Raw genomic sequence first — 26,040 nt, 5'->3', positions numbered from 1 at the left:
CCCGGGCAGCGCCGCGCTCAGATGTCGGTGGAGTCGCCCGGCTCGAGCGCGAGGAATTCGCCGCCGTCCTGCTCGACCGCCCACCGCAGCCGGGCTCGTCCCATGTCGTTGCCGATGCGCGAAAGGGTCATGTCGTGGGTCCCGAAGGCCTGCCGCGGTGCGACGGCGAGCACGAAGTCCATGGCCTCGCCGATCTTGAGCCACGGCGCACCCACCGGCGCGGCGAGGAGCCGCACCTTCTTCCCGGTCGGCACGGCGTACGAGTCGCCCGGGTAGTAGAACTCGTCGTTGACGAGCACGCCCACGTTGTCGATCACCGGGATCGAGTCGTGGATGACGGCATGCTGCCCGCCGAAGAACTCCAGGCGGAACGGGTCGAGGTCGACCGTGTCGCCCGGGTGGACGACCGTGACGTCGTACCCGGCGGCCGCGCGGGCGACGCCCTCGGGCCCGTAGATCGGCGTGCCGGGGAACGCCTTGAGCAGCCGGTCCAGGTGGTCGGGCGTCCAGTGGTCGGGATGCTCGTGGGTGAGGACGATTCCCACCAGGTCCTCGAGGTCGGCGAGCGGCGAGGTGAACGATCCGGGATCGATGACGAGCGTGCGCCCGCTGTCGAGGAGGGTCAGGGTGGCGTGCTCGAACTTGGTCACTCGCATGCCCCGAGTCAACCGCTCCGTACGCTCCCGGACAAGCATCGCCCAGGGATCTCGGCCGGATTTGGAGAGCGATGAAGCACATGGCATAATCGAACGGTTGCCAAAACGGCCCCATCGTATAGCGGCCTAGTACGCCGCCCTCTCACGGCGGTAACGCGGGTTCGAATCCCGCTGGGGTCACAACACCAAGAAGCCCGGTCTCGCAGACCGGGCTTCTTCGTTTCTCACCGTGGGTCGTCGACCGAGGCGCCGGCGCGCGCGGCGGGGGCGGCATCCGTCCGCCGTCGATCGCGACGGCCGCGCACGCCGCGCACGATCGCCCACACAATGAGCGCCGCGACCGCTGCCACGGCGAGCCACGGGAGGAGGAACCCCAGGGCGACGACGATGCCGTTGAGCGTGGCCACGAGGCCGTTCCATCCGGCGGCGAGCCCGTCCGTGAAGCCGGCGGGGTCCGCCTCGACCGGCACGACGTCCGGCGTCAGCGTGATCGTGAGCGTCGACATCGCGACCAGGCCCTCGAGGCTCTCGAGCTGCTGCTGGTAGGACTCCAGCAGCGCCTGGCGCTCCGCGAGGGCAGCTTCGGCGGCGAGGAGGTCCGCGGTCGACGTCGCCTCCGCCATGAGACCGAGAAGGCGGTCCACCGATGCCTGCGCCGCGTCGATCCGCGCTTCGAGATCGACGGTCTGCTCCGTCACGTCCTGACGGTCGATCGCCGACGTCGTGACCTCGCCGATCCCCGACAGCTCGTCGATCAACGCCGGCAGCTCCGCCGAGGGGACCCGCACCGTGATCCACGCATTGTCCGAGGGATACGGGGCGGGATAGGGGGAGGTGGAGTCCGAGACGACGCCGGAGCCGGGATCAGCCGGAGCGCCGCTCGTGCCGACGCTCATCGCTTCGACGTATCCGTCGTGCGCGACGGCGCGCTCGCCCACCTGCTGCGCGGCGACGGCGACGTCGTCGACGACGACCGTCGCGGACGCGGTCGTGATGATGTCGCGCGCTGCCGGATCCGGCTCGGCGAGCGTTGCGCCGCCGTCCGTGGCGTCCCCGAGGTCGTCGCCCGTCACCGCGCCGCCCCCGTCCGACTCCGTGACCGGCGCATCGGGCGCGATGCCCGGCTCGATCGCGGAGTCGCTGGAGCCGCCGGCTTCGTTGACGGGCGAGACCAGCGGGACGATCGAAGGGGCCAGGATCGCGGCCACCACGATGACGGCCGCTGCTGCTCCGCCGGCGAGCCACCGCCGACCGCGTCGGGCGCTCCGGGTGCGTGCCGCGTCACGATCGCGGGCGATGTCGGCGAACAGCGCCTGCTCGATCTCGTCGATGCGCCGGTCGTCGAGCTCCGGAAGCTCGGCCGCCGCGCCCGAGGGCTGCTGGGTGCTCATGTGCTCTCCTTCACAACGGTCCGCAGTCTCGTGCGGATGCGGGAGAGACGGTTGCGGACGACGCCGTGGGCGACGCCGAGCTCCTCGGCGGCGGCTTGGTAGGCGTAGCCCTCGGCCGCGCAGAGGCGGAAGATGTCGCGGTCGAGCGGACTGAGTCCGGCCACCTCGCGCAGTATCCGGTCGGCGAGGTCCGCGCCGATCACCTGCTCCTCGACGTTCACGGTCGAGGCCAGTGCCTCATCGGCCGCTGCGGCGGTGTTCTCGCGATCGCGCTTCTGCCGACGGATGCGGTTGGCCGCCTGGAAGCGGCACACCGTCGCGAGCCAGGGAAGCAGCGATTCACCGGCGAGCTCGAGGCCCGCCAGCTTGCGCCACGCGACGAGGAAGGTCTCTTGCGTGACGTCCTCGGCATCCGCCGCATTGCCGACGAGTCCGTGGGCGAGCCAGTACACCGGACGCACGTACGCGCGGTACAGCGAGCGGAAGGCGTGTTCGCTGCCGCCCGCTGCCTGCGCCACGAGGGTCGCGTCGTCGCGCTCGCTCTCCTGCATGCCTCGCCCTCCGGCCCCGGCGGCGATCCCCGATGAGGGGGGTGGCCTGGGGGCACCATTGTCTCTCACGGTGTCAGTGTCGCGCGGGAGCGGATCGTCTCGCCGCGGGGCCGGGCATCCGCCTGCCTGTATCCTGAACGGGCGAGAGGGAGTATCCCGGAAGCGCGCATCCGTCATCACGGGCCTCGACAGGGCGGCCCCGGGTCCGCGCCGCGGACATCGGATCCGCGGGGAGAGACTTTCGGTACACGTCGACGCTTCCGCCCCGAAAGGCCTCCATGGACCTCGTCCTCCCGCTGTGGTTCGAGATCGGATCGCTGGTGCTGCTCTCGCTCATCCTCCTGGGCGATCTGCTGCTGATCCTCAAGCGCCCCCACATCCCGTCCACGCGCGAATCCACGCTGTGGGTCGTCTTCTACGTGACCCTCGCGCTCCTCTTCGCCGGCATCATGTGGGTCGTCGCGGGTCCCGAGTACGCCGGCCAGTTCGTCGCCGGGTGGCTGACGGAGTACAGCCTCTCCATCGACAACCTCTTCGTGTTCGTGCTCATCATGAGCCAGTTCGCCGTGCCGCGTCGCTATCAGCAGGAGGTGCTGATGGTGGGGATCATCATCGCCCTCGTGCTGCGCGGCCTCTTCATCCTTCTCGGCGCCGCGATCATCGAGCAGTTCAGCTGGGTGTTCTACATCTTCGGGGCGTTCCTCGTGTGGACCGCGTGGCGGCAGGCGTTCCCCGGCGGCGACCACGACTCCGACGTCAAGCAGGAGAACTTCATCGTGCGGCTGCTCCGTCGCACGATCGACATCAGCGACCACTACGACGGTGCGAAGATCCGCACGGTCGTCGGCGGCAAGAAGATGTGGACGCCGATGATCATCGTGTTCGCCGCGATCGGGGTCACCGACCTGCTGTTCGCGATCGACTCGATCCCGGCGATCTTCGGCATCACGCAGAGTCCGTTCATCGTCTTCACGGCGAACATCTTCGCCCTCATGGGCCTGCGCCAGCTCTACTTCCTGCTCGGCGATCTCCTCGACCGTCTGCGCTACCTCCACTACGGCATCGCGTTCATCCTGGCCTTCATCGGCGTGAAGCTCGTCTTCCACGCGATGCATGTGAACGAGCTGCCCTTCATCAACAACGGCGAGCACATCGAGTGGGCGCCCGAGATCTCGACGTGGATGTCGCTCGCGGTCATCGTGGTCGCGATGACGGTCGCGACGGTCGCGAGCCTGATCGCATCGGCGCGCGACAAGCGGGTGGGGAAGACGGATGCCCCGACCGCGGTCGACGCTCCGGCCGGCACGGAGTCCGCCGCCGAAGCGGCCGCCGTGGTCGCCGACGAGAAGGGCACGCCCCCCACGGTGGAACCCCCGCACGGCGGTCCGGAGCGCTGACCGCACCGACCGGGTGGTAACCTGGGCCCGTGCGGATCGCTCGCCTTCTCCTTAGCGGCCGCGACGAGTCCTCGTTCTAGGCCTCACTCGTCGCGGAGTTCGTCGCGGGCCACACCCGAGAGGGCGCAGTCGCTTCCAGAGGAGAACCGAGCAGTGAGCAGCATCCAGACGTCCGTCATCCCCGATCGTCCGCGCACCCTGGCGGAGAAAGTGTGGGACGACCACCTCGTCGTGAAGGGCGAGAACGGCCAGCCCGACCTGATCTACATCGATCTGCACCTCGTGCACGAGGTCACGAGCCCGCAGGCCTTCGACGGCCTGCGCGCCGAGGGTCGCCCGGTGCGCCGACTCGACCTCACGATCGCGACCGAGGACCACAACACGCCGACGATCGACATCGACAAGCCGATCGCCGACCTCACCAGTCGCACGCAGATCGAGACGCTGCGCCGCAACGCCGAGGAATTCGGCGTCCGGCTGCACTCGCTCGGCGACAAGGAGCAGGGGATCGTCCATGTGGTCGGTCCGCAGCTGGGCCTCACGATGCCGGGCATCACCGTGGTGTGCGGCGACAGCCACACCTCCACACACGGAGCGTTCGGCGCGATGGCTTTCGGGATCGGCACGAGCGAGGTCGAGCACGTCCTGGCCACCCAGACGCTCCCGCTCAAGCCCTTCAAGACGATGGCGATCACGGTCGAGGGCGAGCTGAAGCCCGGGGTGACGGCGAAGGACATCGTTCTGGCGATCATCGCCAAGATCGGCGCGAACGGCGGGCAGGGCTACGTCCTGGAGTTCCGCGGGAGCGCGATCCGCGCGCTCTCGATGGAGGGCCGCATGACGATCTGCAACATGTCGATCGAGGCGGGCGCCCGTGCCGGCATGGTGGCTCCCGACGAGACGACCTTCGCGTACGTGAAGGGCCGTGACCACGCCCCGAAGGGCAAGGACTGGGAGGATGCCGTCGCCTACTGGCGCACCCTGCCGAGCGATGAGGGCGCCGTGTACGACGCCGAGGTCTTCCTCGACGCGAACGAGCTCGAGCCCTTCGTGACGTGGGGCACGAACCCCGGGCAGGGAGTCTCCCTGTCGGACGTCGTGCCCACGCCCGCCGACATCGCCGACGCGAACGAGCGCGCCGCCGCCGAGCGGGCGCTCGAGTACATGGACCTGCGACCCGGGACGCCGCTGAAGGACGTCGCCGTGGACGCGGTCTTCATGGGCTCGTGCACGAACAGCCGCATCGAGGACCTGCGCGCCTTCGCGTCGGTGATCAAGGGCCGCACGAAGGCCGATGGTGTGCGGGTGATGGTCGTCCCGGGCTCCGCACGCGTGCGGCTCGAGGCCGAGGCCGAAGGGCTCGACAGGATCTTCACCGAGTTCGGTGCGGAATGGCGCTTCGCCGGCTGCTCGATGTGCCTCGGCATGAACCCCGACCAGCTCGCACCGGGGGAGCGCTGCGCCTCGACGAGCAACAGGAACTTCGAGGGACGCCAGGGCAAGGGCGGTCGCACTCACCTCGTCTCGCCCCTCGTCGCGGCGGCGACCGCGGTGCGCGGCACGCTGTCGAGCCCCGGCGATCTCGAACCGATGCCGTCGGATGCGCACATCGGCGCCGGGGCGGAGGCCTGACATGGAGAAGTTCACCACGCACACCGGCGTCGCCGCCCCGCTCCAGCGCTCGGCCGTCGACACCGACCAGATCATCCCCGCCGTCTACCTCAAGCGCGTGACGAAGACCGGCTTCGAGGACGCCCTGTTCGCCAATTGGCGTCAGGATCCCGAGTTCGTCCTCAATCAGCCCGCGTACGCCGGGGCCAGCATCCTCGTCGCCGGTCCCGACTTCGGCACCGGTTCCAGCCGGGAGCACGCGGTGTGGGCGCTGCGCGACTACGGCTTCCAGGTCGTGCTGAGCCCGAAGTTCGCCGACATCTTCCGGGGCAACGCCGGCAAGCAGGGCCTCGTGACGGGGGTCATCTCCGAGGCGGATCTCGAGTCGATCTGGGCTGACATCGAGGCGGAGCCCGGCATTCGGATGACCGTCGATCTGGAGGCGCGAACCGCCACCATCGGCGATCGCCAGGTTGCTTTCGAGATCGATGATTACACTAGGTGGCGGCTTCTCGAAGGGCTCGACGACATCGGGCTCACGCTGCGCGAAGAAGACAAGATCGCGCAGTTCGAGGCTCGCCGCGAGGCATGGCGGCCGCGGACACTCCCCGTTCCGTAAGCCAGGACGACGCCCCACCAGGGCGCCCGATCCGCACCTGCCGCCCCTCGAATGACACAAGTGAGGTCCACCGGATGAAGTCCGCTCTCAGCGTTACGCCCAGCACCCCCGCAGGGAGCGAACCGGCCGGCGAGGTCCTCGCCATCCGCGGAGGGCGTCCCCTGTCGGGGCGCGTCGAGGTCAAGGGCGCGAAGAACCTCGTCACCAAGGCGATGGTGGCGGCGCTGCTGGGAGAGACGACGAGCACGCTGCGCGATGTCCCCGACATCAGCGACGTCCAGGTGGTCCGCTCGCTGCTCGAGGTGCACGGCGTCCGCGTCGACGACGGCGACGAAGAGGGCACGCTGCATCTCGACCCCAGCGGCGCGGTGTCGGCGCACTTCGAAGAGATCGACGCGCACGCGGGAGCTTCGCGCATCCCGATCCTGTTCTGCGGTCCGCTGCTTCACCTCTTGGGCGAGGCGCTGATCCCCGACCTCGGAGGATGCCGGATCGGCGACCGTCCGATCAACTTCCACATGGATGCGCTGCGCGCGTTCGGCGCGATCGTCGACAAGAGCTACGAGGGCATCCGGATCACCGCCCCCGACGGTCTCCACGGTGCGAACATCCAGCTGCCGTACCCGAGCGTGGGCGCCACCGAGCAGGTGCTGCTCACCGCCGTCAAGGCGAAGGGCACGACCGAGCTGCGCAACGCCGCGATCGAGCCCGAGATCATGGACCTCATCGCCGTCCTGCAGAAGATGGGCGCGATCATCTCGTACGAGCCCAACCGCGTCATCCTCATCGAGGGGGTCGACGAGCTGCGCGGGTACGACCACCGTGCGATCTTCGACCGCAACGAGGCAGCGTCCTGGGCCTGCGCGGCGCTCGCGACCGACGGCGACATCTTCGTCGGCGGGGCCAAGCAGCAGGAGATGCTCACCTTCCTCAACGTCTACCGCAAGGCGGGCGGATGGTTCGACATCCACGAGGACGGCATCCAGTTCCGGCGCGGCGGCGCCCTCAAGCCCGTCGTGGTCGAGACCGACGTGCATCCCGGGTTCATGACCGACTGGCAGCAGCCGCTCATCGTGGCGCTCACCCAGGCGGACGGACGCTCGACCGTGCACGAGACGGTGTACGAGAACCGACTCGGCTTCACCACCGCCCTCAACCAGATGGGCGCCGACATCGTTGTGCATCCGCACGGCATCGAGGCGCCCGATCGCCGCGTGCCTCGTCGCGAGCTGGAGCAGGCCGCTGTCATCACGGGCCCCACGCCGCTCCACGGCGCCGACGTCGTGGTGCCCGACCTCCGGGGCGGGTACAGCTACGTCATCGCCGCCCTCGCCGCCGAAGGGGAGTCGATCGTGCGCAACGTCGGCATCATCCGCCGCGGATACGAGAAGTTCCTAGCCAAGCTCGAGGCGCTCGGCGCCGACTTCGACGTCATCGGATAGCCGTGACGACCGGACGACTGCGCGCTTCGCCGGAGAAGACGCGCCCCAGCATCTTCTGGCCGCTCGCCGCGATCGTCGTGCCGCTGGCCAGCCTGCTGTTCAAGGTGGAGATCCGCGACCGGCACAAGCTGCCGCGCGAAGGTGCCTACGTGCTCGCTCCCAATCACGCCAGCGAGATCGACCCGATCGTCATCGCCCTGGCCGTGTGGCGGATGGGCCGCGCCCCGCGCTTCATGGCGAAGGAGAGCCTCTTCCGCGTTCCGGTGCTCGGCTGGGTGCTGCGCGTGACCGGCATGGTCCCCGTGGCCCGGTCGACCTCGGCTGCCGCGTCGCGAGCGACGCTCGAGGCATCCGAGACGCTCGTCCGTCACGGCCGCGGCGTGATCGTGTACCCGGAGGGCACGCTCACGCGCGACCCCGGCCTGTGGCCGATGCGCGGCAAGACCGGTGCCGTCCGGCTCGCGCTGGCGGGCGGCATCCCGCTCATCCCGATGGCGCAGTGGGGCGCGGAGCAGGTGCTGCCCCGTTACGGCAAGCTGAAGCTGTGGCCGCTGCGTCGCCGCGTGAGCGTGGTCGTCGGGGACCCGGTCGACCTCTCGGCGTACGAGCGAACGGCGTCTCAGCCCGCGACCCTCGTCGCGGCCACCGATGTCCTCATGGCCGAGATCTCCGGCCTCCTGTCGGGGCTGCGCGGCGAACCGGCTCCGGCCGAGCGCTGGAACCCGGCCGACCACGGTCAGAAGGAGACGGGCCGCCTTGAGTCGTAGAACGGATGCCGCGCGCCCCCGGGTCGCCGTCATCGGCGCCGGCAGCTGGGGGACGACGTTCGGCAAGATCCTCGCCGACGGGGGCGCGAACGTCATGATGTGGGCGCGTCGCCCCGAGCTCGCCAGCGAGATCCAGGAGGGCAAGCGCAACAGCGAGTACCTCCCCGGGATCAATCTGCCTCGCACGATGCACGCCACGCATCACCTCTCCGAGGCGCTCGATGGTGCGGAGCAGGTGTACCTGTCGATCCCGAGCCAGGCTGTGAGGCAGAACCTCAAGGCGGTCAGGCCGCTCGTGTCGCGCACGGACGTGCCGATCGTGTCGCTCATGAAGGGGGTGGAGCGCCGCACCGGGCTCCGAATGAGCCAGGTCATCGAGCAGGAGCTGCACTGCGACCCCGCCCGCATCGCGGTGGCGTCCGGGCCGAACCTCGCGCTCGAGATCGCACGCGAGCAGCCGACGGCCGCCGTGATCTCGTCAACGAGCCAGGAGACCGCCGACGCCGTGGCGCGCCGTGCGCGCAACGCCTACTTCCGCACCTTCGTCAACACGGACGTGATCGGCACGGAGTTCGGCGGGGTGCTGAAGAACCTGATCGCCGTCGCGATCGGCATCGTCGACGGCGTCGGCTACGGCGAGAACACGAAGGCGTCGATCATCACGCGCGGACTGGTCGAGATGACCGACTTCGCGGTGGCGTTCGGCGCGCACCCCGAGACGCTGCAGGGCCTCGCCGGGCTCGGGGACCTCATCGCGACGTGCCAGTCGCCCCTCAGCCGCAACAACACCGCAGGGCGGCTGCTCGGCCAGGGTTACCGCTTCGACGACGTCGTCAAGCAGATGAACCAGACGGCGGAGGGGCTGGCTTCGGTCGCGCCCGTGCTCCAGCTCGCTCGCGAGGTGGGCGTCGACATGCCGATCGTGGAGCAGGTCAAGATGGTGCTGGACGGGACGATGAATCCGCGCGACATCGCGCCGCATCTGACGACGGACGACGACACCCCGAAGGGCGAGAGGACGCAGAATGGACAGGCCGGCGGTGGCGGTGCTCTTTGGCGGTCGATCCAGCGAGCACTCGATCAGTTCCGCCACGGCGGGCGGGGTGCTGCGGGCGATCGACCGTGATCGCTACCGCGTGATCCCGATCGGGATCACGCGCGACGGCGCGTTCGTGCTCGAGGACGACGACCCCGACAAGTTCGCGCTGGATGCCGCGCGGCTCCCCGAGGTCGTCGACAACGGCACGCGCATCCTGTGGCCGGACTCGACCCTGACCCGTGAACTGCGGGTGGTCGACGCGGACGGCTCGGTGCGCTCGCTCGGTGACGTCGACGTCGTCTTCCCGATCCTCCACGGTCGATTCGGGGAGGACGGCACGATCCAGGGGATGCTCGAGCTCCTCGGCCTCCCGTACGTCGGCGCGGGAGTCCTCATGTCGGCGATCGGCATGGACAAGCACGTCGCCAAGAGCGTGCTCAAGGCTGCCGGCGTCGCGGTCGTGCCCTGGGTCGCCGTCACCCGGGGCGAGCTGAGCCGCCGGTCCGACCTGTGGCGGCGGCGGATGCGGTCCCTGGGCCTTCCGGTCTTCGTCAAGCCGAACCGCGCGGGTTCGAGCGTGGGCGTGTCGAAGGTCTCCGAGTGGGACCAGCTCGACGCCGCGCTCGAGACCGCGTTCGCCGAGGACGACACCGTCCTGGTCGAGCAGGGGGTCACGGGCCGCGAGCTCGAGTGCGGCGTCCTTCCCGGGCGCGACGGCGGGGAGCCGCGCGTCAGCGTCGCGGGTGAGATCGTCGTGTCGGGCCGGGACTTCTACGACTTTGAGGCGAAGTACCTCGATGCGCCGGGAATCGATCTCGTGTGTCCCGCCGATCTGCGGGACGCCGAACTGGCCGAGATGCAGCGGATCGCGGCCCAGGCCTTCGAGGCGCTGGGCGGCGAGGGCCTGTCCCGCGTCGACTTCTTCTACACCGGCACCGAGTTCTTCGTGAACGAGGTCAACACGATGCCGGGGTTCACGCCGATCTCGATGTTTCCCACGTGCTGGATCGCTTCGGGGATGACCTACCCCGAGCTGGTCGCCGAACTGATCGACACGGCGCTCGAGCGCTCGGCGTAGCGCTCAGCCGGCGGTCGCGTCCTCACGGGCGAGGCACGTCGCCCCGTCGGTGGGAAGCCGGGCCACGAGGACCGACAGGGAGTCCAGAACGTCGGCGCTGGACACGACGTCGTTGTCGAGGTACACCTCGACCGCGGGAACCCGGCCGAAGCTCGTCACGCGGTAACGGGGTGCCTCCGACTCGTCGATCACCCAGTCCACGCCGTTGACCGTCTGGCAGGGGAGTGTCGTCGGGCCGATCGGCTCGACGCCGCACGTGAGCAGGACCGCAGCCGGATCGCCCCACGCGCCGGTGGCCTGCGCGTCGGTCCAGCGCCGCGGCTCGCCCGCGAGCGAACCGGGAAGGCGGGAGGTCACCTCCGCGCACGCGGGGTCGTTCGCGTCCGGGGCGGGGTCCATCGACACCGTCGTGGAGCATCCGGTGACGCCGACGGCGGCGACGAGGACGAGGACGGCGGACGCGACGCGGGACGGACGGGGCACCCCTCCAGGCTAACCCGCGTGTGGTGCGCGGATGCCCCGGCGGTAGCGTGGAGCGATGAGCTCCCCGCATCCGGATCCCGCCGTCGGAGACCTGTCCGAGGGCGCCGTCCTGCGTCGGATCCTGGAGCAGCTCGATGGCTCTCGCGCAGAGGTCGGCCCCGGGGACGACGCGGCGGTGCTGGCCGCTCCGGACGGACGCGTGGTGGCGACCGTGGACACGCTCGTCCACGGTCCGGACTTCCGGCTCGCGTGGTCGAGCGGGTTCGACCTCGGCTGGAAGGCGGCGGCGGTGAATCTCGCGGATGTCGCGGCGATGGGCGCGCGCCCGACGGCGCTGCTCGTGGCGCTCGCGATGCCCGACGCCACCCGGCTGTCGTTCGTGGAGCAGATCGCTGCGGGGCTGCGCGCAGCGTGCGACGCACTCGCGCCGGGCTGCGGTGTCGAGGGGGGAGACCTCACGGTCTCGGACACCCTCACTCTCGCCGTCACGGCGCTGGGGTCGCTCGACGGCCGAGCGCCCGTCCTCCGCTCGGGAGCGCGGCCGGGCGACGTCGTCGCGGTGGCGGGGGAGCTCGGCCGGGCCGCACGCGGTCTGGGAATCCTGTTCGACCGGTTCCGGGATGCCTCGGGCGCCCCGATCGCGGTGGACCCGAGCGTGCTCGGCGCCGACGAGGCCGCAGATCTGGCGGCGCAACTGCGGCCCGCGCCACCGCTGGCGCTCGGTCCGCTCGCCGCCGGGGCAGGGGCCACCGCGATGATGGACGTGTCGGACGGCCTCGTGCTCGACGCGTCCCGGATGGCGGAGGCATCCGGCGTCACCCTCCACATCGACGCCGCCGTGCTCGGCGCCGATAGCGCGCGCGCACTCGCCGGCGGTGAGGACCACGCGCTCCTCGCGACCTTCCCCGGCACCCCCGCCGAGGGTTTCCGGGCGATCGGCCGCGTCGAGGAACGCGGCGAGCACGCGGTGCTCGTCGACGGCCGCCCCCACGACGGGCGCGGCGGGTGGGACCCCTACCAGGACTGGGACGCGCGGACCGGCTGAGTCAGTCGCCGGCCGCGGCGGCCCACCACAGCGCGGTGTCGCCGTAGCGCTTGGAGCGGTCTGCGGTCAGGCCCTCAGGCAGCGACGGCTCCGGAGAGCGCGAGGCGCGCTCGATGACGACGATCGCCCCCGGTGCCAGCGAAGGAACGAGAAGTCCCAGCGCGGTCGTGAGCTCGGCCTCGCCCACGTCGTAGGGCGGGTCGAGGAAGACGAGGTCGAAGGGGCCGCGGGGCGTCTGGAGGAAGGCGGTGACCGACGCGCGGTGCACCGCGAGATCGACCTCCCGCGCGACGGCCTTGCGCACCTTCGCGGCGTTGCGCTGGACGATGGATGCCGCGCGTGGCGACTTCTCGACGAGGTCGGCGCGTGCGGCGCCCCTGCTCACCGCCTCCAGACCCAGGGCGCCCGAGCCCGCGTAGAGGTCGAGCACGGCGGCGCCGCGCAGCGCATCGGCGGACTCCAAGGCGCCGAAGAGCGACTCACGCACCCGGTCGCTCGTCGGACGTGTCCCGGCATCGGGCACCTCGAGCGTGAGCGAACCGGCCCGGCCGGCGATGATGCGGGTCACACGCCCACGATAGCCGGGCCACTCACAACCCGGCGGCGGTGCCCTCCTCGCGGAGACGCGGCTCGGTCCGCCGCTCCGGACGCACCCCGGACTTGTCGGCGTAGAAGGCGCGGATGCGATCCATGTCCGCGGCCACATCGCCCGTGAGGTCGATCGTCGGGCCGAGCCCGGTGGTCATGGTCGTGCGGTCGACGTAGCCGAGCGTCACGGGGAGACCGGCCTCGCGGGCGATCCGGTAGAAGCCGGATTTCCACATCCCGCCTCCGCCGCGCGTGCCCTCGGGTGTCACCACGAGACCGAACGTCTCTCCCGAGCGGATGCGGGCGACGACGTCGGCGACGACCCGCGAGGGGTCCGAGCGGTCGACCGGGATACCGCCGAGCGCGCGCATGACGGGACCGCGCCAACCGCGGAACAGGCTCGACTTGCCGAGCCAGCGCATCTTCAGCCCCAGCCGCCACGCGATGCCGAGCATCAGCACGAAGTCCCAGTTCGAGGTGTGCGGCACGCCCAGAAGGATGGTGGGTCGGGTGGGGGCGGGCTCGGAGGTCAGCTTCCAGCGGCTGAACGCCCAGAACACGCGGGAGACGAGTCGCCGGAGCATGCGAGCAACCGTACGCCACGTGGCTGGGGTTCTCCGGCGAGGGTGCGCCGTCGCCGGGCATCCCTAGACTCGTCCCATGCCGTCGTTCACCCTCGAGTCGCGCCTGGACGGCGCGGTCGGCGGCAAGACGGCGTCGGCGCTCGAGCGCGCATTCGGCATGCGAACCGTAGGAGACCTGCTGTCGCACTATCCGCGCCGGTACGCCAAGCGCGGCGAGCTGACGCCGATCTCGTCGCTGCCCGTCGGGGAGCCGGTGACGATCGTGGCCGAGGTGCGCCGAGCGGGGGAGCGGCGGATGCAGAACCGCCGGGGTTCGATCCTCGAAGTGGTCATCAGCGACGGTCGGGGCGATCTGTCGCTCACGTTCTTCAACCAGTCCTGGCGCATCAAGGATCTCCAGCCCGGACGCCGCGGGATCTTCGCGGGCAAGGTGGGGGAGTACCGCGGTACGAAGCAGCTCACTCACCCCGACTACGAGCTCTTCGACGACGAGGCGACGGCACGCCTGACGGCCGAGGCGAACGCCAACCTGCCGATCCCGATCTATCCCGCGACGAGCACCGTGGCCAGCTGGCAGATCAAGAAGATCGTCGATCTCGTCCTCGACGGGCTCGGCCCCGTCGAAGACCCCCTGCCCGATGAACTGCGCGCGAGAGAGGGCCTGCTGGAGGCCCGGACCGCGATCGAGCGCATCCACCGTCCCGACTTCGAGGAGCAGATCGAGCCGGCGAGGGCAACGCTGCGCATGCACGAGGCGTTCGTCCTGCAGGTCGCCCTGCTTCAGCAGCGGGCTTTCGTGCGCGCTCTGTCGGCGACGCCCCGCGCACCGGGCCCCCTGCTGGCGAAGTTCGACGACGCGCTGCCGTTCCCCCTCACCCCCGACCAGGTGAGCGTCGGCGAGCAGGTCGAGCGCGACCTCCAGGGCGACTGGCCGATGAACCGCCTCGTGCAGGGTGAGGTCGGCTCGGGAAAGACGCTCGTCGCCCTCCGCGCGATGCTCCAGGTGGCCGAAAGTGGCGGTCAGTCCGCGCTCATCGCTCCGACCGAGGTGCTGGCCGCCCAGCACGTCCGCTCGATCGCGCGGATGCTGGGCCCGCAGCTCGCGCCCGAACTCATGCCGACACTGCTCACCGGGCAGCTGCCGGCCGCGGAGCGGCGTAAGGCGGCCCTCCGGGCGGCGTCCGGTCAGGCCCGGATCGTCGTCGGGACCCACGCCCTCCTGAGCGAGAGCACGACCTTCGCCGATCTCGGGCTCGTCGTCGTCGACGAACAGCACCGCTTCGGCGTCGATCAGCGCGAGTCGCTGCGCGCCAAGGGGTCCTCGCCGCACGCGCTCGTGCTCACCGCCACGCCGATCCCGCGAACGGTGGCGATGACGGTTTTCGGCGACCTCGATGTCTCGACGATCCGCACCATGCCGCAGGGTCGTGCGGGCATCCAGACATTCGTCGCCCCTCTTGCCGAGCGACCGGGATGGTTCGGCCGGGTGTGGGAGCGCATCGCCGAGGAGATCGCCGCCGGAAGGCAGGCGTTCGTCGTCTGCGCGGCGATCGACGCCGAGGCTCTGACCAAGGACGACACGGCCGACGAACCCGCGGGTTCGGACGAGGGCGAGTCGAGCCGCATGCGGTGGGGCGTCGTCCAGGTCGGCGAGCTGCTGTCGCGGCATCCGGCCTTCGCCGACATCCGCGTGGAGATCCTGCACGGCAAGATGCCCTCCGACGAGAAGGACGCCGTCATGCAGGCCTTCGCGCGCGGCGAGGTCCAGGTGCTCGTGGCGACCACCGTCGTCGAGGTCGGAGTGGATGTCCCGAACGCGTCGACGATGGCGATCCTCGAGGCCGACCGGTTCGGCGTCTCCCAGCTGCACCAGCTGCGCGGCCGCGTCGGGCGAGGGGGCGTCCCCGGGCTGTGCCTGCTCGTGACCGAGGCATCCGCCGGGTCCCCCGCGCGTCAGCGCGTTGAGGCGGTCGCCGCGACGCTCGACGGCTTCGAGCTCGCCGAAGTGGATCTCGAGCTGCGCGGCGAAGGCGACGTCCTCGGCGACGCGCAGTCGGGTGCGCGCTCCTCGCTGCGACTCCTGCGGGTGGTGAAGGACGCCGACGTGATCGCGGAAGCGCGCACGGCGGCCGAGAGCGTGCTCGCCGACGATCCCGCCCTGGCGCGGCACCCGGGACTGTCCGCCGCGCTCGAGCGGCGTGTGGGAGCCGAGGAACGGGCGGCTCTCGCCAAGAGCTGACGGCGACGGTCCTGCCGCGGCCGATAGGCTGGCCGAATGAACAGCCGGATCGCCGTCGTCCCCGGATCCTTCGATCCGCCGACCCTCGGTCATCTCGACGTCATCCGCCGTGCGGCGTCGCTCTACGATCAGCTGCACGTCCTCGTGGTGCACAACCCGGGCAAGGAGGCCATGCTGCCGATCGCCCAGCGGCTGTCGCTGCTCGAACAGTCCATCGAGGAGAGCGACATCGAGGGCGATGTCGTGGTCGCCTCGTGGAGCATGGGCCTGCTGGTGGACTACGCCACGGATGTCGACGCCGGCGTGCTGGTGAAGGGCATCCGGTCGCAGGTCGACGTGGCGTACGAGACTCCCATGGCCATCGTGAACCGGCACCTCGCGCACGTCGAGACCGTCTTCCTCCTGCCCGATCCGGCGCATGCACTCGTGTCGAGCTCGCTCGTGCGCCAGGTCGCGTCGCTCGGCGGCGATGTGGCGCCGTTCGTCCCACCGGCCGTCGCGCGCTTCCTCGACACCGGCGCACGCGACATCTGAGCGCTCGGGCCGTGCACAGCGGGCCACGGCTACGATGGGTGACCGTGGTCAGACAGCATGTGACGGGTCCCTTCTCGATCCGCGTCCGCGACATCGTTCATCGCCCCGGCGAGATGCGGGAGTTCGAGTTCGAGGTGCCCGCCCCCGAGAAATGGGGCGAGGGTCTCGTGTCGGTCCCGGCGGAGTCCCCGGTCGATCTGGACGTGCGCCTGGAGTCCGTGCACGAGGGGATTCTCGTGTCGGGAACCGCCGACGCGGAGTACAGCGGAGTCTGCGGCCGGTGCCTCACCGACATCGCCGAGGGCGTCCAAGTCGAGTTTCAGGAGCTTTTCGCGTATCCTGGGGACGAAGCAACTGACTTCGAGGTTCAAGACGACCACGTGGATCTTGAAACTCTGGTCAGGGATGCGATCGTCCTGTCGCTTCCGTTTCAGCCGGTGTGTCAGCCGGATTGCCCCGGCCTCGATCCGGCCACGGGTGAGCGGATGACCACGAGCACCGGCACAGAGCAGCGCGAGCCCCTCGATCCTCGCTGGGCCGCGCTCCAGGGCTACACCACAGACCACGACGACGAAGCACCGCGCCCAGACGTCGAGAACACAGAAGAGAGCTAGCTATGGCAGGCAACCCCCCGAAGCGGAAGGTCTCCCGTTCCAACACGCGCTCGCGTCGCGCGCAGTGGAAGGCCGAGGCCCCCACGCTGGTCAAGACGGTCGAGAACGGCAAGGTCGTCTACAGCCGTCCTCACCAGGCGAAGGTCGTCACCGACTCGCAGGGCACGGAGCTGTTCCTCGAGTACAAGGGCCGCAAGGTCGCCGACGTCTGATCGCCCACCGGCGACGTGACCGACGTCATCGCTGAGCGCCGCGCGCTCACCCAACTCACGCAGAAGCTCGGGGTCGACATCGACCCCGAGCTTCTGTCGCTTGCTCTCACGCACCGCTCGTGGGCATACGAGAACGGCCAGGTGCCCCACAACGAGCGGCTCGAGTTCCTCGGCGACTCCGTCCTCGGCCAGGCCGTCACGGTTCGCCTGTTCACCGCGCACCCCGAACTCGAAGAGGGGGCGCTCGCCAAGCGCCGTGCGAGCGTCGTGTCGACGGTCGCACTGGCAGAGATCGCGCGCGGCATCGGGCTGGGCGCTCACCTGCGGCTCGGGCGCGGCGAAGATCTCACCGGCGGTCGCGACAAGGACTCGATCCTCGCCGACACGATGGAGGCCGTCATCGGCGCGGCCTACCTGTCGGCGGGTCCGGATGCCGCGACCGCCCTCGTCCTGAGACTCGTCGAGCCGCTGCTGGCCGACCCCGAGCGCTATGGCGCCGCGATGGATCCCAAGACGAGCCTTCAGGAGCTCGCCGCACGCAGCGGGGTGCAGCCCCCCGCCTACTCGGTCTCGTCGACCGGACCCGACCACGATCGTCGATTCACGGCGATCGTCGCGGTGGGCGACGTGACGGCCGAGGGCGTCGGCTCGAGCAAGAAGACGGCGGAGATGTCCGCCGCACTGCGCGCCTGGCAGGAGCTCAGCGGGCGTGCCTGAGCTTCCCGAGGTCGAGGTCGTCCGATCCGGCCTCGCACCCGCGGTGACGGGCGCGACGATCCTGGCGGTCACCGTTCTCGACGAGCGGGCCCTCACGCGTCACGACGGCGGGGGAGCGGACTTCGAGTCCGTGCTCACGGGGCGGGTGATCCAGGGAGCCGCCCGGCGCGGCAAGTTCCTGTGGATGCCGTTGGATACGCGAGCCCCAGGAGCCCCCGACGAAGCGATCGTCGGGCACCTGGGCATGAGCGGGCAGCTCCTGCTGCGCGCCCCGGGCGCCGCCCCGGAGAGGCATGAGCGCGTGCGGCTCGATCTTTCTCATCCCGTCCACGGCGAGATCGCCGTCGTGTTCGCCGATCAGCGGACCTTCGGCTCGCTCGCGGTCGACGAACTCGTGCCCACCGCCGACGGCGCGCCCGGCGGTTTCGGCACGGACGCGGCATCCCTCCCTCGTCAGGTGGCGCACATCGCCCGCGACCCTCTCGATCCGGCCTTCTCGGACGCGGCCTTTCGCCGCGCACTAGGGCGCAAGGCCTCCGCCGTCAAGCGCGTGCTCCTGGACCAGACCGTCGTCAGCGGCATCGGCAACATCTACGCCGACGAAGCGCTGTGGGCGGCGCGGATCCACCCCGAGGCGGTGGCGCGCGACCTGTCCAGCCGCACCGTGGGCCGCCTCCTCGCCGAGATCCGGCAGGTGCTCGAGAAGGCACTCGCCGAGGGTGGCACGAGCTTCGACTCGCAATACGTCAACGTCAACGGGCAGGCCGGCTACTTCGCTCACTCCCTCAACGCGTACGGCCGCACCGGCGAGCCCTGCCCGCGGTGCGGCCGTCCGATCGTGCGCGTGTCGTTCACCAACCGCTCGAGCCACTTCTGCGCTCACTGCCAGCGGATGCCGCGCTAGCGCGGCCTGATCAGAGGTCGAGCAGCTTCTTCCACGCCCCGGCATACGAGGCGGGGACGAACCCGATCGCCTCGTTGATGTCGAGCATGTGCCGATTCTCCTCGGCGTTGAAAGTCGACACGCGCGGCGACTCCGGCACGAGCTCGCGCCACCGGAGCAGGTTCGCGCACTTCACGATCGTGCCCAGCCGACGCCCGCGGTGCTCGGTGAGCACGAGGGTGCCGTACTGCTGGGTCGCTCCGGTGCGATCCTCCGAGATCACGAGCTCGTTGTAAGCCGCGATGGTCCCGGTGGGCACGTGCTCGACGGCGGCCACCGAGACGGTGAGACCCTGACGCTGCTGGCGCAGGTCACGCCGCTCCACGCGGGCGGCGTCCCAGTGCTGCTCCTCGACCACCATGCCGCCCTGCGGTGCGTCGGTCGACATGCGAGCGAGCACCCGTGCGAATCCCTCCCGGTGGTGCTCGGGCGTCGGCGCGGTCCACTCCACCCTCCGGTAGTCCGGTCCCGCATGGTCGACGGCCTCCGCGAGCATCCGCTCGACCAGCGAGAAGTCTCCCGTGAGATCGAAGACGCTGTTGCGCTCGACCTGCTCCAATGTGAAGCCGTTCTCGGTCGCGAAGAGCGTCTGACGGTCGCTCGCCGGAACCGCGCCCCACCCCGTCGACGGCCGGAGCTCGCCGGGCTGCGAGGGTCGGTGGAGTGTCCACGTCTGGATGACGGAGAGGCCGCGCTCGCGCGCGACGCGCTCCACCTCGCCGAGCAGCGCCTCCCCGGCCCCCTCGCCCCAGCGGTCGGGATCGGTCATGAGATCGAACTCGAGCGCGGTCGTGCCGGGCTCCTTCGAGATCATCATCTTCACGGCGCCGATCGCCCTGCCGTCTCGCTCGGCGAGGAAAGCGAGCTGCGTCCAGTCCGACTGGTCCTGGAAGAAGCCGAGCATCTCCTCGGGCTCTTCGCGCAGGTAGTCGTGTCCGGCGTCCGCGAGGCACACCGCGTTGGCGAGGCGAACCATCTCGAGGAACGGACCGGCATCGGGGGCGTCGACCGAGTCGGGGACGGCGATGGGATGGACGACGAGGGTGGCGGGCGATGCGAGATCGCTCATGACAGGACCTTCTTCCAGGCGCCTTCGTACGCGATCGGCGCGAACCCGATCGCCTCGTTGATGTCGAGCATGGGCCGGTTCTCCTCGGCGTTGTAGGTGATGACGCGAGGCGACAGAGGAGCGACCTCGCGCCACGACAGAAGCCCCGCGCACTTGACGAGCGTGCCGAGCTTGTGCCCGCGGTGCTCCTTGAGGACGAGGGTGTCCTCCTGGTGGCTGGCTTCGGTGCGGTCCTTGCCGATGACGAGCTCGTTGAACGCGCACAGTTCGCCGGTGGCGATGTGCTGGGCGGCCGTGACCTGCATCGTGCGACCGACGTACTTGGCGTCGTGCTCGGCGATGCGCGCGGCATCCCAGGTCTCCTCGTCGAACTCGAGCCCGGCCGCTGGCGCATCCGTGACCATGCGCGACTTCATCCAGGCGTATCCGTCCACGTACTCGGCCGGCGTGGGGGCGAACCACTGGACGACGCGATACTCGGGCGAGGCCGCGCGAGCTTCGGCGAGAAGCCGCTCGACGGTGTCGAACGGTGCCGTGAGGTCGAAGGCGCTGTTGCGCTCGACCTGTTCGAGCGAATAGCCGTGGCGCAGGAAGAAGCGAGCGGCGTGATCTTCGGGAATCGTGCCGAAGCCCGTCGGCGGGGCGAGGGTCGGTCCGAGGGCAGCCGGATGCTCCGCCCAGGACTGAAGCACGGAGCGGCCGCGATCACGCGCAGTGCGCTCGATGAGCTCGTACGCGGCCGTGCCGATGCCGCGGCTCCAGGAATCCTGCTGGAGCTCGATCAGCCAGAACCCGACCTTCGAGTCGTTCTCGAGCGGGAAGTCGATGGCGGCGCGTCCGATGACGGCGTCGCCGTCGACGACGATCCACATGTTCCGCTCCTCGTACTCGCTCGGCGCGAAGTGGGGGAGCAGCTCGTCGGCGGCGATGGCGTGGTCGTCGTGACCGGAGATCTGGCGGTACACGAGGTTGCGCACGCGGACCATCTCGAGGAAGTCGGCGGCGTCGGGGGCGTCGATGGATGCGGGGATCACGAGCGGGCGGAACTCGATGTCGGTGAGGGTGTTCATGGTCGTTGCGTCTTTCGCGATGATTTCGGATGTCGAGGGGGTGGGGTCCGCCGAGCCGGGTGCGGGTCGGCGGACCCCGGTGGCCGTCATGGCCGGGGCGCGAGGAGTGCCTCGCGGAGGTATCCGTGCTGGCGCGCGGCGTTGGCCTCGTGCGCACGGCGGGCGCGAGCGTGGCGCTCGCGGTCGTCGGCGAGCCGTGGGGACCGCGTGCCCCAGATCAGCAGCCGCAGTCCGATGTGGAGTGCGATGCGGTCGAGGAGCGTGGTCCGGGTGTCGCGGCTCGGGAGCCGCAGCGTATCGGGGATGCCCGACGGGCGCTGCGGCGCGAGAAGTGTGGTGTTCATGGTGGATCTCTTCCGTGGAGGGAGGTGGATGCCCGGAACCGCGCGCGGTCGGGCGGGGATGTCATGCCGCAGCACGACGGGCGGATGGCAGGATGCGCGCTCAGCACCCGGAGACGGGGCGGCGCAGGAGGATCATGCCCGCGAACGGGCAGAGTTCTCCCCTGCGGGGGTCAGCCGGCGGTGTGGAAGCCGCTGTTCTGGAAGGCGCCGAAGGAGACGGTCCCGAAGGCGCACAGACGAGTCGCGATTCCGCCGGTGGGGGCGGTGACTCCAGTGGTGTTCATGTGCATCATCTCGGGACCTCCTTTCTCGACTTCAGACGCGAGCAGTGACACTAGCGTGGTTTGCCAGGTCGCGTCAAGCATTCTTGCAGATTCGGGGGACGACGGGCGTGTCGCGGCGGGTCGGGACATCCCCGGCGCCCCGGCCTCGCCTCCCGGGAGCGTCGCCGTGCTCCGGTAGCCTGGGGACGCCCGACGATCATCGGGTGTCCCCGGCCGGGGCGGGCGTGAGCGCGGAGGCGAACGGATGCACCTGAAGAGCGTGACGCTCAAAGGGTTCAAGTCGTTCGCCCAGCCGACCACGTTCGCGCTCGAGCCCGGAGTGACCTGCATCGTCGGGCCCAACGGCTCGGGCAAGTCGAATGTCGTGGACGCGCTCGCCTGGGTGATGGGCGAGCAGGGGGCGAAGACCCTCCGCGGCGGCAAGATGGAGGACGTCATCTTCGCGGGCACCGCGACACGCGGGCCGCTCGGCCGTGCCGAGGTGCAGCTGACGATCGACAACAGCGACGGCGCCCTCCCGATCGAGTACACCGAGGTCACGATCAGCCGAACCCTCTTCCGGAACGGTGCGAGCGAGTATGCGATCAACGGCGAGGTGTGCCGACTCCTCGACGTGCAGGAGCTGCTGAGCGACTCGGGCCTCGGGCGCGAGATGCACGTGATCGTGGGCCAGGGCCGACTGGACACCGTGCTCCAGGCATCGCCGGAGGATCGGCGCGGCTTCATCGAGGAGGCCGCCGGCATCCTCAAGCACCGCCGTCGCAAGGAGAAGACCTTCCGCAAGCTCGAAGCCATGGAGGCCAACCTCACGCGGCTGAGCGACCTCGCGGGAGAGTTGCGACGCCAGCTGAAGCCACTCGGCCGGCAGGCCGAGATCGCGCGTGAAGCGGCGACGATCGCCGCCGTCGTGCGCGACGCCAAGGCCCGACTGTTCGCCGACGAGATCGTGGGCCTGCGCGCCGAGCTCGCCGCCCACTCCCGCAGCGAGCAGGAGCGCCATGCCGAACGACTCGTGCTGCAGGATCAGCTCGAGAACGTCCGCGGACGCATGGAGCAGCTCGAGACGGAGCAGCGGTCCGAGATCGTGGACGAGGCGCGGCGTGTCGCGTACGGACTCGAGCGGGTGCAGGAGCGACTTCGCGGCCTCTACGCTCTCGCCGGTCAGCGCCTCGCATTGCTGGGCGAAGCGGAGGACGACGGGCGCATCGAGCTGACGACGGTCTCCCAGGCCGCGATCGACGAGGCGCGCGCCGAGATCGACGAGATCGGCGACGGGCTCGGTGGCGCGCAGGATGCCGCGGCCGAGGCCTCGCGAGAGGTCGTCCGCGCGCGGGCCGAGCTCGACGCCCTCGACACCGACATCGCCGCGCAGAGCGCCCTGGTGTCCGAGCATGACATGCGCATCACGGCTCTCCGCGGCACGGCGGAGGCCGCGGCATCCGCTCTCGCCGCTGTCCGAGCAGGTGTCGAGCGGCAGCAGCGCGCGCTCGACGCGGCGCTGGCGCGTCGAGCGGAGGCCGAGGAGGCCCTGGCCGGCGTCGATCCGGACCTCGTGCCCGAGGGCTCGGCCGCCCAGTACGCCAGCGAGTACGATCGGGCGCAGCGAGAGGCGACCGAGGCGGAGTCCACGGTCGGCACGCTGCGCGAGCGGCTCCATGCTGCCGAGCGGGAGATCGAGGCGCTGACGGCGCAGACATCGGCCCTCGGGCGAGCCCTGGACGGCAAGAACGCCGCGGCCGAGATCGTGGCGCGCGGCGCGGCGGGGGTTCGCGGTCTGCTGGGCGACTCGGTCCGGATCACGGCCGGATACGAAGCCGCGATCGCCGCCGCCCTCGGTCCGCTCGTCGAGGGCGTCCTGGTCGGCAGCCGCGATGAGGCCGTCGCGACGGCGCGGCTCGCCCGCGACGGCGACCTCGGCACGATTGACATCGCGGTCGCGGAAGCTGCCGTGACCAGGCCGGAGTTCCCGGTCATCGCCGGCGTCGTCCCGGCGCGCGACGTCGTCTCGGCGCCCGACGGCGTGCTCGGCATCCTGTCGCACGTCGTCGTCGCCGACGATCTCGACGCGGCGATCGCCGCGGGCTCCCTCCTGGCTGCCGCCCCGGTGGGCGGTCCGGTGACCGTGGTCACGCGCGCGGGCGAGGTCGTGACCGAGTACACGGTGCGCGCGGGCTCGGGTCAAGGCCGCTCGCGCCTCGAGCTGGCGGCGGAGCGGGATGCCGCGGCCGAGCGCCGGGACGAGATCACCGTCGTCGCGGACTCGCTGCGCGAGGCCCTCGCCGATGCGACCCGTGGTCTCGAGGCGGCACGCCAGCGGACGAAGTCCGCGCTCACGACGCTGCGCGAGCACGACGCCGCTCTCGCGGCGCACACCGAGCAGGTCAACCGCGTCACCGTTCGTCACGAGGCGGCCGTGGCGGAATGCGACCGGCTGGCGGCGGGTCTCGCGCAGGCGGCCGCCGCCGTCGACGAAGCCGAAGCGTCCGCGCGTTCGGCCGAGGACCAGCTCACGTCGGCTCTCGAAGCGCCGCGCCCGATCCTCGATGCGTCCGCCCGCGACGGCATGCTCGCCTCGCTGGAGGCCGCGCGGGACGCCGAGATGCGGGCGCGCCTGGATGTCGAGACGCTGAAGGAGCGGATCCGGGCGGGCGAGGCGCGCGTCGCAGCTCTCGAGCGTCAACGCGAACGCGAGCGCGTCGCTGCGGCCGAAGCGGCGCGACGCGCCGTGGTGCGGCGCGCCCAGCGCGAGACGGCCGCCGGCGTCGCCGCACAGCTGCCCGCGGTGCTCGACTCGGTCGAGCGGTCGCTGGTGCAGGCGCGCGTCGAACTCGCGCAGGCCGAATCCGAGCGCACGGCGCTCACGGCGGAGCTCGCCGAACTCCGACGCCAGGAGGCGCAGACGCGCGAGCGACTGGCGGGGCTCACCGAGAGCGTCCACAGCCTCGAGCTCCAGATCCACGAGAAGCGCCTGCACGTCTCCGGACTCGTGGAACGCGCCCAATCCGAGCTAGGCCTCGACGAGGAGATTCTCGTTTCGGAATATGGCCCGGATCAGCCGATTCCTGTCGCCGCCGGCGCCGAGGAGTCGGGTATCGAGAGCGATGTTCCGGCCGAGGCATCCATCCCGTACGACCGGTCGCAGCAACGACGGCGTCTTCACGAGGCGGAGCGGAAGCTCGCTCAGCTCGGACGCGTGAACCCGCTCGCGCTCGAGGAGTTCGCCGCGCTCGAGCAGCGGCACAAGTTCCTCACCGAGCAGCTGGCGGACCTCACCCAGACCCGACAGGACCTGCTCACGATCATCGAGGAACTCGATGAGCGCATGCAGACCATCTTCCTCGCGGCCTTCGAAGACACGAGGACCGCGTTCGGCGAGGTGTTCCCGATCCTCTTCCCCGGCGGGTCGGGGAGCATCTCCCTCACGAACCCCGATGATCCGCTCACCACCGGGATCGAGGTCTCCGTGAGACCGGTCGGCAAGAAGATCGAACGCCTCTCGCTGCTGTCCGGCGGAGAGCGATCGCTCGCGGCCGTCGCGCTGCTGACCGCCATCTTCAAAGCCCGTCCGAGCCCGTTCTACATCCTCGACGAGGTCGAGGCGGCGCTCGACGACGCGAACCTCGGTCGGCTTCTCGGGGTGTTCGAGCAGCTCCGCGCCTCGAGCCAGCTCATCGTCATCACCCATCAGAAGCGGACGATGGAGATCGCGGACGCGCTGTACGGCGTCTCGATGCGCCAGGACGGCGTGTCGGCGGTCGTCGGCCAGAGGCTCGCCGAGCGCGCGGCGAGCTGAGACTCCCGCGCCATAGGCTGGAGGCATGGCAGAGAGCTCCTGGTCGCTCGGCCGCGCGCTGCGCGGAATGTTCGTCAAGCCGACCATCGACGAGACCACGTGGGACGACCTCGAGACGGCCCTGCTGACGGCCGACTTCGGTCCCGACATCACCGAGCGCATCGTGGACGAGCTTCGCGAGAAGGTCGAGCGCTATCGCACGACCGACCCCCGCGACCTCCAGCGCATGCTGAAGGAGACGCTCGAGGAGCACTTCGCGAAGTTCGACACGACGCTGCGGCTCACCGAACGACCCGCCGTGGTCCTCGTCGTCGGGGTGAACGGCGTGGGGAAGACCACCACGATCGGCAAGTTCGCCAAATTCCTGCAGCGGTACGGGCGATCGGTCGTCGTCGGAGCCGCCGACACCTTCCGTGCGGCGGCCGTCGACCAGCTAGCGACGTGGGCGGAGCGGGGTGGCGCCGCGATCGTCCGCCCGCAGCAGGAAGGGCAGGATCCGGCATCCGTCGCCTTCCAGACCATCGAGTTCGCCAAGCGCACCGGCACCGAGATCGTGCTCGTCGATACGGCGGGGAGGCTTCACACCAAGGGCGGGCTCATGGACGAGCTCACGAAGATCCGGCGCGTGATCGAGAAGCAGGCGCCGATCAGCGAGGTGCTCCTCGTCTTGGATGCCACGACCGGCCAGAACGGGGTCATGCAGGCCCAGGCGTTCCTCGAGCACGCGGGGGTCACCGGGCTGGTCATCACGAAGCTCGACGGCTCGGCCAGGGGCGGATTCGTGCTGGCCGTGCAGGAGCGTACCGGGATCCCCGTGAAGCTGCTCGGGCAGGGCGAGGGCATCGGCGATCTCACGGGCTTCACCCCCCACGTCTTCGCCTCGGCGCTGGTCGACTGAACCATCCCGGATGTCGCGCGTGTAACGGATTCGCGCCACACGGGGGCAGGACTATCGTGTGGGCGCGCGGGC

General features: G+C 70.4%; 25 protein-coding genes and 1 tRNA gene. 17 read left to right on the top strand and 9 right to left on the bottom strand.

The features are described 5' to 3' along the window. Positions 1–17: 17 nt before the first annotated feature. Complete coding sequence (locus tag ACFQ0P_RS15455) at positions 18–656, bottom strand: MBL fold metallo-hydrolase (RefSeq protein ID WP_204979525.1); 639 nt, start codon at positions 654–656, stop codon at positions 18–20. 107 nt (positions 657–763) lie between these two features. Between ACFQ0P_RS15455 and ACFQ0P_RS15450 the strand changes: the two genes are divergently transcribed. After that, positions 764–836, top strand: a tRNA-Glu gene (locus ACFQ0P_RS15450). A 44-nt stretch (positions 837–880) separates the two neighbouring features. On the opposite strand, the gene ACFQ0P_RS15445 is transcribed toward ACFQ0P_RS15450, so the two are convergent. After that, on the bottom strand, positions 881–2,047 hold the full coding sequence (locus ACFQ0P_RS15445) for a DUF4349 domain-containing protein (protein ID WP_204979524.1): 1,167 nt from the start codon (positions 2,045–2,047) through the stop codon (positions 881–883). Further along, positions 2,044–2,598 (bottom strand): RNA polymerase sigma factor, encoded by a 555-nt coding sequence (locus ACFQ0P_RS15440; RefSeq protein ID WP_204979523.1) that lies wholly within the window; start codon positions 2,596–2,598, stop codon positions 2,044–2,046. Before ACFQ0P_RS15440 ends, ACFQ0P_RS15445 begins: the two co-directional genes overlap by 4 nt. 278 nt (positions 2,599–2,876) lie before the next feature. On the opposite strand from ACFQ0P_RS15440, the gene ACFQ0P_RS15435 reads away from it, so the two are divergent. The 7 genes from ACFQ0P_RS15435 (at position 2,877) to ACFQ0P_RS15405 (ending at position 10,551) form a co-directional block, all read left to right on the top strand. Next, the gene (locus ACFQ0P_RS15435; protein ID WP_204979522.1) at positions 2,877–3,995 is read left to right on the top strand and encodes a TerC family protein; all 1,119 of its coding nucleotides are present in this window, start codon (positions 2,877–2,879) and stop codon (positions 3,993–3,995) included. A gap of 153 nt (positions 3,996–4,148) precedes the next feature. Beyond that, entirely contained in the window at positions 4,149–5,627 is a 1,479-nt protein-coding gene (leuC, locus tag ACFQ0P_RS15430) for a 3-isopropylmalate dehydratase large subunit (RefSeq protein ID WP_204979521.1), read from the top strand. Between the two features lies 1 nt (position 5,628). After that, positions 5,629–6,225: a 3-isopropylmalate dehydratase small subunit gene (leuD, locus tag ACFQ0P_RS15425; protein WP_204979520.1), complete on the top strand. Its 597-nt coding sequence runs from the start codon at positions 5,629–5,631 to the stop codon at positions 6,223–6,225. 74 nt (positions 6,226–6,299) lie between these two features. Next, positions 6,300–7,667, top strand: coding sequence for a UDP-N-acetylglucosamine 1-carboxyvinyltransferase (gene murA, locus ACFQ0P_RS15420; protein ID WP_204979519.1), 1,368 nt, complete (start codon positions 6,300–6,302; stop codon positions 7,665–7,667). Beyond that, a complete protein-coding gene (locus ACFQ0P_RS15415; protein WP_378772926.1) occupies positions 7,664–8,434 on the top strand; it encodes a lysophospholipid acyltransferase family protein in 771 nt (256 codons plus the stop codon). The genes murA and ACFQ0P_RS15415 overlap by 4 nt, the downstream gene beginning before the upstream one ends. After that, the gene (locus ACFQ0P_RS15410; protein ID WP_204979518.1) at positions 8,424–9,560 is read left to right on the top strand and encodes an NAD(P)H-dependent glycerol-3-phosphate dehydrogenase; all 1,137 of its coding nucleotides are present in this window, start codon (positions 8,424–8,426) and stop codon (positions 9,558–9,560) included. The genes ACFQ0P_RS15415 and ACFQ0P_RS15410 overlap by 11 nt, the downstream gene beginning before the upstream one ends. Next, on the top strand, positions 9,460–10,551 hold the full coding sequence (locus ACFQ0P_RS15405; protein WP_204979517.1) for a D-alanine--D-alanine ligase family protein: 1,092 nt from the start codon (positions 9,460–9,462) through the stop codon (positions 10,549–10,551). The genes ACFQ0P_RS15410 and ACFQ0P_RS15405 overlap by 101 nt, the downstream gene beginning before the upstream one ends. A 3-nt stretch (positions 10,552–10,554) precedes the next feature. On the opposite strand, the gene ACFQ0P_RS15400 is transcribed toward ACFQ0P_RS15405, so the two are convergent. Next, positions 10,555–11,034 carry a DUF3515 family protein gene (locus tag ACFQ0P_RS15400; protein ID WP_204979516.1) on the bottom strand — a complete coding sequence of 160 codons (480 nt, stop codon included), beginning with the start codon at positions 11,032–11,034 and terminating at the stop codon, positions 10,555–10,557. 55 nt (positions 11,035–11,089) lie between these two features. Here ACFQ0P_RS15400 and thiL point away from each other — a divergent pair, with 55 nt between their 5' ends. Next, positions 11,090–12,079, top strand: coding sequence for a thiamine-phosphate kinase (gene thiL / locus ACFQ0P_RS15395; RefSeq protein WP_204979515.1), 990 nt, complete (start codon positions 11,090–11,092; stop codon positions 12,077–12,079). A 1-nt stretch (position 12,080) separates the two neighbouring features. Here the strand turns inward: thiL and rsmD are convergent, their stop codons facing one another. Together rsmD and ACFQ0P_RS15385 are read right to left on the bottom strand one after the other, a co-directional pair. Beyond that, on the bottom strand, positions 12,081–12,647 hold the full coding sequence (rsmD, locus tag ACFQ0P_RS15390; RefSeq protein ID WP_204979514.1) for a 16S rRNA (guanine(966)-N(2))-methyltransferase RsmD: 567 nt from the start codon (positions 12,645–12,647) through the stop codon (positions 12,081–12,083). A 22-nt stretch (positions 12,648–12,669) separates the two neighbouring features. Further along, entirely contained in the window at positions 12,670–13,251 is a 582-nt protein-coding gene (locus tag ACFQ0P_RS15385) for a 1-acyl-sn-glycerol-3-phosphate acyltransferase (RefSeq protein ID WP_204979513.1), read from the bottom strand. 76 nt (positions 13,252–13,327) lie between these two features. On the opposite strand from ACFQ0P_RS15385, the gene ACFQ0P_RS15380 reads away from it, so the two are divergent. The 6 genes from ACFQ0P_RS15380 to mutM are packed head-to-tail and all read left to right on the top strand — an operon-like array spanning position 13,328 to position 18,471. Further along, positions 13,328–15,490 (top strand): ATP-dependent DNA helicase RecG, encoded by a 2,163-nt coding sequence (locus ACFQ0P_RS15380; protein ID WP_204979512.1) that lies wholly within the window; start codon positions 13,328–13,330, stop codon positions 15,488–15,490. 36 nt (positions 15,491–15,526) lie between these two features. After that, on the top strand, positions 15,527–16,024 hold the full coding sequence (gene coaD, locus ACFQ0P_RS15375; RefSeq protein WP_204979511.1) for a pantetheine-phosphate adenylyltransferase: 498 nt from the start codon (positions 15,527–15,529) through the stop codon (positions 16,022–16,024). Between the two features lie 59 nt (positions 16,025–16,083). Next, on the top strand, positions 16,084–16,638 hold the full coding sequence (locus tag ACFQ0P_RS15370) for a YceD family protein (RefSeq protein WP_204981446.1): 555 nt from the start codon (positions 16,084–16,086) through the stop codon (positions 16,636–16,638). A 2-nt stretch (positions 16,639–16,640) separates the two neighbouring features. After that, entirely contained in the window at positions 16,641–16,850 is a 210-nt protein-coding gene (gene rpmF / locus ACFQ0P_RS15365; protein ID WP_127818873.1) for a 50S ribosomal protein L32, read from the top strand. A 15-nt stretch (positions 16,851–16,865) separates the two neighbouring features. After that, entirely contained in the window at positions 16,866–17,567 is a 702-nt protein-coding gene (rnc, locus tag ACFQ0P_RS15360; RefSeq protein WP_204979510.1) for a ribonuclease III, read from the top strand. Then, positions 17,560–18,471: a bifunctional DNA-formamidopyrimidine glycosylase/DNA-(apurinic or apyrimidinic site) lyase gene (gene mutM / locus ACFQ0P_RS15355; RefSeq protein WP_204979509.1), complete on the top strand. Its 912-nt coding sequence runs from the start codon at positions 17,560–17,562 to the stop codon at positions 18,469–18,471. The genes rnc and mutM overlap by 8 nt, the downstream gene beginning before the upstream one ends. Before the next feature lie 10 nt (positions 18,472–18,481). Here mutM and ACFQ0P_RS15350 read toward each other — a convergent pair whose 3' ends face one another. From ACFQ0P_RS15350 to ACFQ0P_RS15340, 3 genes are all read right to left on the bottom strand, one after another. Then, positions 18,482–19,579 (bottom strand): GNAT family N-acetyltransferase, encoded by a 1,098-nt coding sequence (locus ACFQ0P_RS15350; protein WP_204979508.1) that lies wholly within the window; start codon positions 19,577–19,579, stop codon positions 18,482–18,484. Next, positions 19,576–20,649, bottom strand: coding sequence for a GNAT family N-acetyltransferase (locus ACFQ0P_RS15345; RefSeq protein ID WP_204979507.1), 1,074 nt, complete (start codon positions 20,647–20,649; stop codon positions 19,576–19,578). The genes ACFQ0P_RS15350 and ACFQ0P_RS15345 overlap by 4 nt, the downstream gene beginning before the upstream one ends. 86 nt (positions 20,650–20,735) lie before the next feature. Then, positions 20,736–20,993, bottom strand: coding sequence for a hypothetical protein (locus tag ACFQ0P_RS15340; RefSeq protein ID WP_204979506.1), 258 nt, complete (start codon positions 20,991–20,993; stop codon positions 20,736–20,738). 528 nt (positions 20,994–21,521) lie between these two features. On the opposite strand from ACFQ0P_RS15340, the gene smc reads away from it, so the two are divergent. Together smc and ftsY are read left to right on the top strand one after the other, a co-directional pair. Then, positions 21,522–25,070 (top strand): chromosome segregation protein SMC, encoded by a 3,549-nt coding sequence (gene smc, locus ACFQ0P_RS15335; RefSeq protein WP_204979505.1) that lies wholly within the window; start codon positions 21,522–21,524, stop codon positions 25,068–25,070. 25 nt (positions 25,071–25,095) lie between these two features. Then, complete coding sequence (gene ftsY / locus ACFQ0P_RS15330; protein ID WP_204979504.1) at positions 25,096–25,968, top strand: signal recognition particle-docking protein FtsY; 873 nt, start codon at positions 25,096–25,098, stop codon at positions 25,966–25,968. Positions 25,969–26,040: the final 72 nt, after the last annotated feature.

Source organism: Microbacterium insulae (assembly GCF_042677065.1).
In the GTDB taxonomy this organism is placed as follows: domain Bacteria; phylum Actinomycetota; class Actinomycetes; order Actinomycetales; family Microbacteriaceae; genus Microbacterium; species Microbacterium insulae.
This window is presented reverse-complemented; position numbering and strand designations above follow the sequence as displayed.